11 protein-coding genes are annotated in these 12,593 nt (G+C 59.2%); 4 read left to right on the plus strand and 7 right to left on the minus strand.

Features of this window, described 5'->3' with window-relative positions; translation table 11 throughout:
• The first annotated feature begins 106 nt into the window (after positions 1–106).
• Positions 107–580: a hypothetical protein gene (locus tag DW754_RS08150; RefSeq protein ID WP_117648547.1), complete on the plus strand. Its 474-nt coding sequence runs from the start codon at positions 107–109 to the stop codon at positions 578–580.
• A gap of 21 nt (positions 581–601) precedes the next feature.
• On the opposite strand, the gene dnaX is transcribed toward DW754_RS08150, so the two are convergent.
• Positions 602–3,082 carry a DNA polymerase III subunit gamma/tau gene (dnaX, locus tag DW754_RS08155; RefSeq protein WP_158551940.1) on the minus strand — a complete coding sequence of 827 codons (2,481 nt, stop codon included), beginning with the start codon at positions 3,080–3,082 and terminating at the stop codon, positions 602–604.
• Positions 3,083–3,198: 116 nt separating this feature from the next.
• Between dnaX and DW754_RS08160 the strand changes: the two genes are divergently transcribed.
• Complete coding sequence (locus DW754_RS08160) at positions 3,199–3,915, plus strand: hypothetical protein (RefSeq protein WP_089573261.1); 717 nt, start codon at positions 3,199–3,201, stop codon at positions 3,913–3,915.
• Positions 3,916–4,020: 105 nt separating this feature from the next.
• Here DW754_RS08160 and DW754_RS08165 read toward each other — a convergent pair whose 3' ends face one another.
• From DW754_RS08165 to DW754_RS08185, 6 genes are all read right to left on the minus strand, one after another.
• The gene (locus tag DW754_RS08165) at positions 4,021–4,680 is read right to left on the minus strand and encodes a DUF5028 domain-containing protein (RefSeq protein WP_117584193.1); all 660 of its coding nucleotides are present in this window, start codon (positions 4,678–4,680) and stop codon (positions 4,021–4,023) included.
• 5 nt (positions 4,681–4,685) lie between these two features.
• Positions 4,686–5,297 (minus strand): ATP-binding cassette domain-containing protein, encoded by a 612-nt coding sequence (locus DW754_RS08170; RefSeq protein ID WP_231500810.1) that lies wholly within the window; start codon positions 5,295–5,297, stop codon positions 4,686–4,688.
• 29 nt (positions 5,298–5,326) lie between these two features.
• Positions 5,327–6,124 (minus strand): hypothetical protein, encoded by a 798-nt coding sequence (locus DW754_RS08175; RefSeq protein WP_147326479.1) that lies wholly within the window; start codon positions 6,122–6,124, stop codon positions 5,327–5,329.
• 38 nt (positions 6,125–6,162) lie between these two features.
• A complete protein-coding gene (locus DW754_RS08180; RefSeq protein WP_089573265.1) occupies positions 6,163–7,044 on the minus strand; it encodes a hypothetical protein in 882 nt (293 codons plus the stop codon).
• A gap of 54 nt (positions 7,045–7,098) precedes the next feature.
• Positions 7,099–7,611: a hypothetical protein gene (locus tag DW754_RS10905; protein ID WP_124785772.1), complete on the minus strand. Its 513-nt coding sequence runs from the start codon at positions 7,609–7,611 to the stop codon at positions 7,099–7,101.
• Between the two features lie 109 nt (positions 7,612–7,720).
• Entirely contained in the window at positions 7,721–9,856 is a 2,136-nt protein-coding gene (locus DW754_RS08185; RefSeq protein WP_158562938.1) for a LuxR C-terminal-related transcriptional regulator, read from the minus strand.
• 439 nt (positions 9,857–10,295) lie between these two features.
• On the opposite strand from DW754_RS08185, the gene DW754_RS08190 reads away from it, so the two are divergent.
• Positions 10,296–12,149, plus strand: coding sequence for a serine/threonine-protein kinase (locus DW754_RS08190; protein ID WP_117655891.1), 1,854 nt, complete (start codon positions 10,296–10,298; stop codon positions 12,147–12,149).
• Positions 12,146–12,593, plus strand: a 448-nt coding sequence (locus DW754_RS11090) for an FhaA domain-containing protein (RefSeq protein ID WP_199583791.1), incomplete at its 3' end; no start/stop codon positions are given. The genes DW754_RS08190 and DW754_RS11090, both read left to right, overlap by 4 nt.

Here is a 12,593-nt window from a genome sequence, read left to right on the forward strand (position 1 = left end):
AGGGCTACAAGGCTACATGGCAAAATGCCGAGCCGCTGCTCGAGGCGGCACGCATGGCGGCTGGGTATAATTTGATTGTCATAGATGACGATTTGGAGGTGCCCTCGTGAATGTCCCAGCCGTACTCCAAAACATCCGCTCAAAACACCCCGTTGCATATGTGGTTCTCTATCTCTTTGTCGTCTGGGTATTACTGGTTATCATCACCCATGCCATAGCTTTTGGAGCAGAACTGCTGATAGCCAGCTCGGACCAGCCCGTCGTCAAATGGGAGACGACCGATGAATGCACCGACGGAACCCGAACCATTTACTACAACAGCCCGTCCCTCTACCAAGAGTTCAAGGTCAAGATAAAGGACTCCAAGATTGTCGATGCCGAACTGGGCTCTTTATTTACAATCGGAGCAACCGTCAACGCCGAGCAAGTCGAGTACACGGACAGCCATGCGACGTATCGTATCGACCTCAGCATCCTAGGCCGACCGTCACGCGCCTGTCTGCTCGAATGCGATATACGCGGCACCACGTTGCACATGTCCGAAATACAGATGCGCCCGGGCAAGGGGTTCTCTTCTTGAGCAGTATACCCGCCTGCGCAGCTACTCCACCGGCTTGAAGATGGTGGACTGGCCGAAGACGCTGCGGATGAGGGCTTTGGCCTCGTCCTCGGTCTGCGGGATGCTCGGGGCTGCACCCTGATGGCCGAAGGGGCCGCCCGCACCGGAGTTGGACTCCCAGGGAGCTGCAGGAGCGTCCTCCTCTTTGGGGGCAGTTGCAGCGGACTTGGGCGCGGACGCCGCACCCGGCACGTCGAACGGAGGCAGATCGTCCCCACCAGCATCGGCAACAAAACCGCCAACCATGGCATCGTCGTAGGGAACCTGCTCGGATTCCCATGGCGCAGACGGCGCGGCGGGCTGAGCCTTGGGAGCGGACGCGCGCTCGGGCGCTCGGGGCGCGGGCTCGGTCGGGAGCTTGCCCGTGGCAGGAGCGCCGGCGGGGTTGTCGGAGCGCAGCCAGGGGGCTTTGCCCAGGTCAGACGACTTGGGCGCGGGCGAGGCAGGCTTGGGCGCGGGTGTCGGAGCAGCCGGTTTGGCCATGACGGGCTTAGGCGCCGACGGGGTCGGCGCCGCTATCGGTGCTGCTTTTGGCTGCGTCGCGCTGGCGCTCGAGGATGCAGGGGCCGCCGAGGACACGGGTTGCGGGTCCGCAGATACCGCAGCCCGTGCAGATGGAGAATGCTCCTCATGTTGAGGAGCCGGCGTGCCACCCCCATCCAGGACATAGTCGACGGTACGACGACCGAAGACCGCACTGACTGTCGGCAGGACCACCGACTGCGTGTCGGCGCGTCCAAGCATCTTGATGGCAAAGGTCGAGCCCGCGGGGAACGAGACCGTGAGCCTGGAGCCGTCGTCAGCCGTGGCGCGGGCATTGAGCAAAAGCCCCGCGTAGGAAGCCTGACGCGCCTTGACACGCTCGACAACCTCGGCCCATTTGCGCTGCAGCTCTCCGGCATCCTCGACCGCGGGCGTCTCGGCAGTACCGGCGGCGGCAACCTGGGCGGCATTGTTGGACTGGGGCTTAGGTGCCGGAGCGGTGGCAGGCGCGGGAGCCGCAACGGGCTGAGGCGTCGGAGTCGGCGCAGGCTGAGGTGCAGGCGCTGCAGGCTTGGAAGCTGACACGGACGCAGAACGGGACGCAGGCTGGGCAGCCGGAACAGCAGCACCACGGTCCCAAGGCATACCGCCCTGGCGCGCGGACGTAGCAGCGGGGGCAGCGGATGCCGCCGGAGCGGCAGCGCGAGCGCCCGAAATGAGCGTCGGCTGTTGGGCAGCAGCGGGTACGGATGCTGCAGGCGCGGCGGCCTGAGCAGCAGCCACGCTCGCCGGCACGGCGCCGTTGGCAACCATGGCCTCCAAGCGGGCCACGCGCTCGGCCAATGCCTCAATCGTTAAATCGGCCTCGGGACGTGCCAGGCGCGTGCAGGCGATCTCGAGCACCAGGCGCACGTCGCTCGCGCCCCTCATCTCCAGTGCGGCATCGTCGAGCACCGTCAGTACACGGGCCAGGCGGTCGGCAGGATGCTCGCCAAAGGCAGCGGCCTCGGCAGCAAGCGCCTCGGCCTGCTCGGAGCCGCCCTCAAACAGCTCGGCACGGGCACCGGCAACGCAGGCAACGTACACGTCACGCACATGCGCCACCAGGTCGCGCGTCAGCTCCAGCAGGTCGTTTCCTTCCTCGACCTGCGCACGGATCAGTCCATAGAGCTCGGCAACATCGCGATCGGCAATGGCGCGGGAAAACTCGCCCAGAATCTGGTCCGAAACCTCGCCTAAAAGCGAGCGGGCGTCGTCCGCATGCACAGAACCGTTGCCAAAGACGCTCAGCTGCTCCAGCGTGGACAACGCGTCGCGCATACCGCCCTTGGCATGGCGCGCCACGATAGCCAGCGCCTCATCGTCGTAATCGAAGCCCTCCTGCTCGCACACGTATGCCAGGCGACGCTCGATATCCTCGTTGCCGATGCGATGGAAATCGAAACGCTGGCAGCGCGAGAGGATGGTCTCCAGAATCTTTTGCGGGTCGGTGGTGCACAGCACAAAGATCACGTGTGCCGGCGGCTCCTCGAGCGTCTTGAGCAGCGCGTTGAACGCCGCCGTCGTGAGCATGTGGACCTCGTCGATGATATAGATCTTGTACTTGCCGCGCACCGGGGCAAAGTTGACGGAGTTGATGATTTCCTCGCGCACATTGTCCACGCCCGTGCGGGAGGCGGCATCGAGCTCGTAGACATCGGGGTGGTTACCCTCGGCAATGAGCTCGCACTCCTCGCAAGTACCGTCGGGCATGCAGCCGCTTGCACCCTCGGCGCGCGCCGCCTCGGCATTGCGGCACAGCAGCGCCTTGGCCAGAATGCGCGCCATGGTGGTCTTGCCCGTGCCGCGCGGTCCGCAGAACAGGTAGGCGTGGGACAGGCGCCCCTCGGTGATGGCGTGCTCGAGCGTCGAGACGATATGCTGCTGGCCCACCACGGAGTCAAAGGTGAGCGGGCGATACTTTCGGTACAACGATTCCATGGGTGCTCCCCCGGGTATACTGAGTCTTGTTGCCGCGGCGGCCATGCGGTCGCACGGCATACTGCATTCCATAATAACCCGTACGGCGAGCCCGCCGCGATAGGAGTCCAAAGAGCATGGCAGACGCAGAGAGCAACCTCGTTCCCTCCGAAGCAGCCGACCAGGTCGAGGTCGCGCTCGAGGAGCAGGCCGCAGCCGACGACGGCATCCTGTACCTCAACGAGTACCAATACGAAAACGACCTCGTCACCGACTTCGCCCGCCTGGTCGCCTCGCCCAGGCGTCGCGGCTCGCTGTATGTCGCCGCGGCAATTGCCGCGCTCATCGGCATCGGCATGCTGGTGGCCGGCGGCAACTGGATCAAGTTTGGCGTCGTCTTGATCGTATTCGGCGCCTTTTTGGCCTGGTGGAGCAAAAACCTGCACCACACCCTCGCCCGCGACTTTATCGACGCCGTTGAGGCCGACGAGTCCATGGGTGGCCGCTATCGCCGCGTCGCCGCCAACGAGGACGGCCTGATGGTTTGGGGCACGAGCGGCAAGTCGCAGTTCTTCCCGTTTGAAAAGCTCGACCACGTGCTCGACGGCGAGCGCATCTTTGTGGCCATGTTCGCCGACCAGGGCGTGACGATCCCTAAGGACACCTTTGTCCGCGGCGATGCCGAGCAGTTCGGTCCCTTCCTTAAGGCGCGCATCAACAAAAAACTCCGCATCGAGACCAAACGCAAGAAGATGAAGGCAGAAAAGGCCGCTGCCGAAGCAAAACAGGGCGACAAGCCCCAGGAGACCAAGGGCAAGCAGCGCAAGCAGAAGAAGAGCAAGAAGAAGCGGTAGGCCGGCCGACACCGAAGGCGCCTCGTCCCGCGCCCGATTCCGGGCCGGGGCGCCTGGAATCGGGCGCGCGTACCGCCAATGGACCCGTTTTGCCTTGCTCTCGAGCTATTTCACTTCAAACCTTAAGAGCCTCCGCTCCGGCAGATCGGTCATCTTCATCGTGTAAGTCCCGGGAAATGCTTTCTCAAAACGGACGGTCTCGTAACCTTCGAAATAGTCGTTGGTGTTCTGCATCATAAATGGGACGAGCAACTCGTTTTCTGCCCCAACCTCCACGGCAAACGCAGCAGAGCCGCCAAGGACCGGCATGGCTTGCGTTATCAGATCGGTATTGACTACAAAATCATAGTTTGGCGCAGACTCCGGAACCAGATGCCAAACATACGCTTTGATTCCACCGTCGATATTATCCCTATTTCTGACACGCATCTTTACGGCGATAACGCACGTGATGTCGGCATCCTTCAGTCTCGTTTTCGTATCCACGGTGCCATATTTTGAATAATCGTCATGTGCTCGTTTGAGATACTCGCGCGGCGTGAGCAACTCTGCCCCGTCTATGCAAAACGAATACCCATCAGTCACCACATCCTTCGACCCCAGAAACGCTCCATCCATCGAGAGCCATTCGCCCTCCGCGTAATATTTCTCAGGAATGACCGTCCGGTTCCCGTTAACGACGCTCACCCTCATGCCCGCAAGGCCGGCAGCAGCACAGCAAAAAAGCGCGAGCGCCGATCTTCTCGTCCACAGGGTCTTCTTCATCGCGCTCACGACCTTTCCCGAACTTTCACAACGGCACCGTCGCGCATGCAGTAAACCCGATCGGCCAGTTCCTCGAGCACCTCTCCGTCATGGCTGGACAGAAGGACCTCACGACCCGTTGATGCCGCCATCGCCACAACGCGCTTGAGCATTTCAACGCCCGCTTCGTCGAGGGCATTCGTTGGCTCATCGAGAACAAGCAGCTTCGGCTTCTCCATAATTGCCGCAGCTATCCCCAGACGCTGCTTCATCCCAAGCGAGTATGCTCGGAACTTCTTTTTTTCGTCTGCATCGAGCCCCACGAGCCGCAGGGCAGAGCGAATGTCCTCGGGGGTGGCAACGCCCTTGATCTGAGCGATGAGCTTCAGATTGTCGTAGCCAGACAGATATCCCAAAAAGGAAGGCGCCTCGATCAACATCCCCAGACTCGGCGGGAACGAGATGTCCGCCCCAAGCCTTTGGCCATCGATAGAGATTTCGCCTTCGGTAGGCTTGATCAACCCGCAAACCGCTCGCATGAGCATGGTCTTACCCGAACCGTTTATCCCCTGAAGCCCGACCACAGTCCCAGGGTCAACCTCGATGGACACGTTGCGCAGGACATCGTTTTTACCCATGCGCTTCGATACGCCCCTTACGATCACGCTCATATCTTGTCCCCCTTTTCTATAAGGTCGGCCCTTCGAAACCACAGTCCACCCAACGATAGGCATAACGACATAAGCCCAATTGATGACAAGACACTCGAGCCCGCCGCGATTCCCTCTTTGACAATTCCACCCCAGCGCAACAGCATCAAGGCGTTACCCAATAGCGCCCAATGTCGTGCATATGCCGAGCAGATCAGGTAGCTCATTAAAACCACAAACGAGACTGACGACCCAAGCACAAACCCAACCGCTGCCTGCGCAAACGCAAGCGCCTCAAAAGCAAATAAGAGACCTATGAAAAACGGCAGCGCATCTGCCTCGGCAGCTTTGAGAAACCACGGCGCCAAATTAGCCAGTTGAAGCGACTCACCATGAATGACCGCGCTGAACGAGGAGCTCACCACCAAGCTCCAAATCACAACAGAGCAAACCACCACGAGCAGTGAAAATGCCGTTACTGCCGCCACCAAGATAAAACGCGAGACCCACCAAAGGGTTCTTGCCCGGCATCGAACAAGCGCTTGCAAACCAAACCCGTGCAACGATTCGGTCGGATAGTCGAGTGTTGTATAGAGAATAAGCAGAATGAGAAATAGCCATCCTAGCGGAGGCACAAACATGACCCCGGGCCTAGGCTCAAACGGAGCAGATCCGGCAAACACGAGCGCAAGATTATCCGCAAACCCCAAGGTATCCGTTCTAACCCCATACACAGAAGACAATCCGTAGGCGTACACCAAGTTCGCAACGGTCACTGCCGCAATTGCAATAAAAGTGATGATGTTCTTCTTCAAAACGGTCCTCAGGTCCGCGGCGACCAGCCTAAACAGCATCAGACCACCTCGCGTCTTTTCCACGCCCCAGAAAAAGCCAACGAAGCAAGGGTCAATAATATGATTTCCGCAAAACCGGCTCGAATGTCTGGCCAGTTATTCAGCGATTCCGACCTGATGCTGTTGAGGATATTGCAGTTAAACCCCACACAAGCCATTACGCCGAAGATCCAGCCATTTGCAAAATGCCACGCAACCATTAGCAGATACGGGACAATTATCGCTTTGATTCTGCTACGAAACAAAATTGAGAAGCCAGTTACAGCCATGGATAAAGTCCCGAGCGTGACAGCATCGAACAGCGTGTATGCGAGCACATATGACAAAGGATGCGAATAAAATAGACCGGAGAAGTAGCTATGCAGGTAAAGTCCTACGTAAGTCGACTCATCGACCCGAGGAAGATACGCAGGAAAAAGCATCGAGACGATCAGGAAATTGACGAGCAGAGGAATGGCAGTCACTGTAAACGCGGAGAGGAAAGCAGACAGCATCTTTACGTTCACGTACGCCTTTCTGGAAACGCGCGTGCATATCTGCATGTCATAACCACTCAAACGCTCAAAGAGACACGACCAAGATCCAGCCAACATTGCAAGCAGGGGCAGTGCATAGAAAAACACCGACGCAGACAGTGGCGCGTTCGCGCTCACAACAATCCAGTTACCGAAGCTGCTTTCACGTGTTTGACCGAGATAATTTTCGGCTTGCACGCCAACGCCGTAACCAAAAGAAAGAAGGTTGTGGCGCTCTTTTTCCAAATTTGCCCACGGCTCCAGCGCGGCAGCTATTGCAACTGCGACCGCAATCAAGAGAGCAAGGATAAAAGCTGGACGTCTAATCGTTTTCGACAGTTCGTATCTTGCGAGCTTTTGGTTCATACGTCCTCCTTCCCCTTCCGACCCAGAAAGCCGGAAGGGAGCCATTTCAAACAACTATGCGGGAAGCTTGTGGAAATGCCCGACGCAGTCGGGGCTCCATACGCCAATAACAGTGCCGTAGCCAGACTCCGCCCATGCAGTCAGTCGCGCCGCAGATCGCCCGTTCTCACGGACGAGGTTATACATTTCCCACTGTCCCTTGTGATTCGAACGATACGTTCCCTGAGTACAATTCATGCTGCCGCTACCGCTTGTGTTATACGCACCGTCTGTATATAACCGAAGCGGATTTCCCGTATGGCCCTGGATATCCAGATAGAGCGATGAGGAATCATCCTTTTGACGGTAGCCAGTTGCACTCGTCCCGGCACATTGAAAACTAAATGCCTTATCGGCATTGTTCGTACAGGTCGTAATTCCCGTATCGGCGTTTTGAGTAATGCTGGAAACCTGAGAGGTGTCAAACTCCTCTTGTGCAAACGATGCAGCGGGAACCCCTAGGGACAGACCAGCTGCAATCACCAAGCCGACTCCGATTCGAGCAATAGCGCTCCTTGGCTTAATCATGGCCTTCTCCAATCAAAAGCGGTTAACAATGCGTCGACGCACGGCAACCTTCGCATGAATAGAGAAAGATGTCTGTAAACACCCGCTATTGAGTTGATTGCTCAGGCGTTTACACGTTATTTACCTGCGATAACAATAAAATTAGCTCCGCCTTATTCTTGATCTTCAACTGGCGGTAAGATGCAGACCGCAGCGCTTGCACCGTAGATGCAGCGTAACCGACATCCTCCGCAATGGCCTTTGTCGTTGCCCCCTCTGCCGTCATCAGCAAAATTTGCGACTGAACATCAGAAAGGGAGCGCGACGTAAGCAGGGCCAGCTGGCGCACGCGGGCCGTTTCGGTGGACCCGTTCGCCCGGTACTCCAAGACGGCCTTCTCGTCCTCAACCGAGCGGGCGAGCGCGATGTGCGTAACGAACATGGGCACAGACCAGCAAACAATCACCGTTGCCACGACGACATTGACAGCCGAACTTTGCCCCAACAACGACGCGAGGAACAACGGCTCGAAAACCGTCAGATCCTGCACCATATTGAGCAAGACAGCCCAAACAGGAGCCGTCGCCCCGAAGCAAAGCATCCATATCCCAAGCATTTTGCGCTGCGGACAGCTTCGCATCACTATATATGTGAGCAGCACCCCCGTCAGCACCGCAAGTCCATGGATTCGCCCCCTAGCGACCGCATAGATTAAGGCAACCATGCCCATTGACACCAACGGCACGATAGCCCGAGCATGGGCATGCACCTTAAACGGACGCAGCCCAACAGCGAGCGAAGCCGTAGACGCCACGCCGCAAAACAGGACCGGCACAGCCATCAACGGAACGCGTATGCACATCAATGCCGCGATATAGATAAAAGACCATTCCACAGCAGATAGCACCGCCCATACGTACGGGCTTCCGAGCCAAATCGCTTCACCCGCTCTATCCAGCGCAGCGCCACGATTCGCTTTTCCACCCGCGTAGCATAGCGACAGAAGCAGTCCGAGACCCAATGCGTAGCTTAAGAGGGAAAAGGCGACAGCCCGCGAAACACCGGACCCCCAATCGCTATCCGCCATTACCAAGGGCCCCGCCGCAAGGAGGATAAAGAATAATGTGAGCAGGTATCGAAACAGCCGGCGCGTTCGAGCTGATGCCACTATATCGTCAGCATGCCGCTGCGGTAGCTCATGCCCTACAGTATCGCCCTCACCCGCAAACAGCGCCACGAGCTCGCGTGAGCCCGCAACCGACGCCTTCCCGTATGCTCGGTGAAGCGTTGTTCTCACCGTCGATGGCTTCGTATCCGTCTCCTTGGCAATTTCCGCCGGCGTTTTCCCTTTGAGCAGCAGTCGAACAAACTGCTCTTCTCTAGGCGACAGGGCAGGGGAAAACACCCCTGCATCGAATGTGTCGGACGCACAGGCGATATCCGAATTGTTGTCCCGTTTCCCCCTTAGCAACATGCATACGAAGGCAGCAGCGATAACGGATCCCATCGCCAGCAATGCAATGACCACGGCATCGCTTGCGAAGTATGCCGCCTCAACAGCCGGAATAAGACCAATAGGAACTGCTACGAGCACAGAACAGGCAAACACGTCGCGCCGCCCATGGCCAAAGGCACGAGGGCGGCAAAACGGCGGGGCCACAGTCAATGCGAGATAGACCAACGGAATTAAAAGCGCAAGGCCAATTGACGCGGCCGTTACAGGGGGCATCCCCCATGGCTCGGGAACGACTCTCCATGAAACTCGACAGCAAAACAGCAGGCAAGACATGACGGCTATTGTTTCTGTAAAAATCGCGTCCTGCGGGTGACGAGTTTCCCTTTCGTCAGTCCGTGTCGACCTCTGCGTCAAAGGAGAGTCCGCCGTGCCCCAAATAACATATGAGAGAAGCAGCGACCCAACAAAGCACGAGACACACGAAACGCCATGTAACAACCAAATCGGTGCAAACACGATTGGAATAGAGTCTCCGCGAGCATAGAAAGCCAGGTCGGCCCATTCGGGAACCGTTGCAATAACACCAAGGAAAACACCGATGGCACCGAGATGCCTCGGCCTTCTCATTCCCCCCTTGCATAGCGCAGCACCATGAACAAACGCCGCGAGGCATGCGCCCAGGATAACGAGCCAGGCCATTGCACCTGACGCTAGGCCGATTGAAGATGAAAACCGGTGATAAGGGGTGACCGCCATTACGACAAGCGCAATGGCGCAGGCAAATGTAGCAGAACGGCGGGAAAAGAGCATACGGCCTCCATAGCGTGTCATTATATCGCTCGAGCCGCTCGTTTATCTCTGTTCTCACACCAGCCAGCATCAATGATTCAGGCGAACTCCAATCCGCGCCAGATCACGGTCCGGCTTTTGTTCGCAGTCCCCACATCAAAGCGGGATGCGGTTTCCTTTTGGACGCCGGTTCGGAAAGCGCATCCCGTTCCAGGGCAATATTCTGGGATGCAGTTTCCGCAGCCCACCCCATTTGGAAAGCGCATCCCATAATTTGGCTGAAAACTGAGATGCGCTTTCCAAACGAGCCGAAACGGGCCGAATCGATCGGGCCACCTCGCATCCCGCTATCCTCGCCATCTGCCCGAGCGTGCTACACTAGCAGCATCTATGCCACCGCGAACGGCTCGGCCCCGCGCCCGCCGCTCGCAAACGAACTTTAAACGCACGAGGGTTGGCCATGCCGCTTTTCTCGCAACATACCGCCCGGTTCTCGCCGGACGTTCCTTTGGAGGGCACCAGCTCTCGCGAGCTGCTCAAGCGGTACCAGCCGCTCGAGACACTTGCGACCGGCGGTTTTGGCTCCATCGAGATTTGCCGCGACACGCACCTGCGCCGCCGCGTCGCCATTAAGCGCATCCCCCTTATCAACGGCGCCGGCATGCCCGCCAGCGACATCATGGATGTCCTGCGCGAGGCGCACACTGCCGCCATGCTTCAACATCCCAATATCGTGCAGGTCATCGACTTTACGCATGACACCGCCTATGCCTACCTGGTCATGGAGTATGTCGACGGTATGTCGCTGGCCGAGTTTTTGCATCGCGTGGACGGCCACTCGCTCACCTTTGACGAGGCCGCGGCCATTGCCGATGCCCTGGGCCAGGCGCTCACCTTCGCCCATAGCAATGGCGTACTCCACCTGGACATTAAGCCCGCCAACGTGCTCATCGACCACTCGGGCAATGTAAAGCTCACCGACTTTGGCATGGCGCGACTGTCGTCCGCCGGTGGCTTTGGCGGCTCGCGCGGCGGCACCATCGGCTACATGCCGCCCGAGCAGCTCGATATCGAGACCGGCACGGTCGACGAACGCGCCGATGTCTTTGCCCTTGCCTGCGTTATCTATGAGGGCTTGTGCGGCAGCGCTCCCTTTATGGCGGCCACGCCCGCCGACTCGCTCGACCGCATCATCGGCGGCGCCACCTATCCCAGCGAGCTGATACCACACTTTCCCCCGGGAGCCGAGGCCGCGCTCATGAGCGCGCTCTCCCCCATGCCGCAGGACCGCCCCAACAGCATCGAGGCATTTTGCGACCAACTCCTTGCCGGTCTGGGCAGCGTGCGCGAGGGCCGTCGCAGTCTGGAGCAAATGGTTGGCGAGCTTTCGGATGACGAGCAGGAGCTCGACGATATCGAGCCGTCGTACTACGAGGACGACGCCATCGAGGTCGACCCCGCGCTCGGCTGGGCGGGCACGCGCTGGAGCCATGCGCGCGACTACACCATGCACGCTATCTCGGCGCTAACGTGCGGCGCCTTTAGCTTTTTGCTGATGCAAACGGCCGGGGTCGCGGCGCTTCCCGGCCTAGTCATTGCGGCTATCGCGATCGGAGCGGCGGCTGGCCTGGCCCCCCAGATCGGCTCGGCCATCTCGGCTGTGGGCTTTTTGGTGCTCATGGCCAACGCCACCATGCAGGCGCAGGGCATCCTGTCGATGTTGCCCGTCGCGGTGATCTTTGCCGCTGCCATGTCCGGTTGGTGGATCGCCTGGGGTCGCACCGAGGCTGCCGCGAGCGCCGCGCTCACCTGTGCACTCGCGCTTGGCTGTCTGACTGGCAATACCTTCCTGGCAGCTGGGGTCGCCGCCGGCGTCGCGTCATTTTGGCTCGGCCCGGCAAGCGCCGCCGCGGCAACGGGCATGGGCGTGCTTTTTGCCCGTCTGGCGACGGTCGCGCTTTCAGCCGGAGGCGTGCTGGGGCTCGGTAACGTTGCCGCAGCGCTGGAAGACCCGCTCCTTTGGGCTGCCTTTGTGCTGGTCGCGACAACTGCCGCAGCGTCATCTGCACTGCTCAATGCCCATGCCAAGCGTGCCGACCAGGGCTCAAACCTTGCCGCAATCGCCGCCATCGCCGTCACCGGCATCGGCTGCGCAGCGGCATCCTGTCTTGCACACCATATGGAAATTGCCAGCCTTGCAGCCGCGGTCGCCGCCAAGGCGGCAGTTGCGGGAACCCTATCCTCTATAATCGTTGGGATATGCCTATATTTGCTCGGATACCAAAGAACCTATACGGAGAGTGATCTTTCGTGAACTTCCTGAACATCTTCGAGGACCACGTGGCCGGCATCTTCGGTGCCACCCGTGCCCCGTTCTCCTTTAAGAAGCTTGCCAAGCAGGCCGCTCGCGACATGGAGGATCAGACTCTGGTGATTAACGGCGTCAACACGGCGCCGGCACTCTATACCATCCTGATCGCCGCCGACGACGATCCCATGCTCGCCCCGTTCTACCCCGAGCTTTCGCGCGAGGTCCGCGAGTTTGTGAAAGCGCAGGCCGAAAAGCGCCGCTATGTCTTTGTCGGCGAGCCCCTCGTGCGCTTTATGATCGATCCGCAGCTGCGCGCCGGCAAGTTCTCGGTCTTTGCCGAGAACGTCGATGCCCCCACGCTCGGCCGCCTGTACGAAGAAGAGCGCGCCTATCAAAACGGCCTGGGCCAGAACAACTCCGCGGCAAGCCGTGCCGCCAGCGCCCCGC

Source organism: Collinsella sp. AM29-10AC, from assembly GCF_003469085.1.
In the GTDB taxonomy this organism is placed as follows: Bacteria; Actinomycetota; Coriobacteriia; order Coriobacteriales; family Coriobacteriaceae; genus Collinsella.

Bases quoted from the DNA above. Each gene is read 5' to 3' on its own strand.
- dnaX (WP_158551940.1), bottom strand. From the start codon at position 3,082: ATGGAATCGTTGTACCGAAAGTATCGCCCGCTCACCTTTGACTCCGTG.
- DW754_RS08160 (WP_089573261.1), top strand. From the start codon at position 3,199: ATGGCAGACGCAGAGAGCAACCTCGTTCCCTCCGAAGCAGCCGACCAG.
- DW754_RS08165 (WP_117584193.1), bottom strand. From the start codon at position 4,680: ATGAAGAAGACCCTGTGGACGAGAAGATCGGCGCTCGCGCTTTTTTGC.
- DW754_RS08170 (WP_231500810.1), bottom strand. From the start codon at position 5,297: ATGGGTAAAAACGATGTCCTGCGCAACGTGTCCATCGAGGTTGACCCT.
- DW754_RS08180 (WP_089573265.1), bottom strand. From the start codon at position 7,044: ATGAACCAAAAGCTCGCAAGATACGAACTGTCGAAAACGATTAGACGT.
- DW754_RS10905 (WP_124785772.1), bottom strand. From the start codon at position 7,611: ATGATTAAGCCAAGGAGCGCTATTGCTCGAATCGGAGTCGGCTTGGTG.
- DW754_RS08185 (WP_158562938.1), bottom strand. From the start codon at position 9,856: ATGCTCTTTTCCCGCCGTTCTGCTACATTTGCCTGCGCCATTGCGCTT.
- DW754_RS08190 (WP_117655891.1), top strand. From the start codon at position 10,296: ATGCCGCTTTTCTCGCAACATACCGCCCGGTTCTCGCCGGACGTTCCT.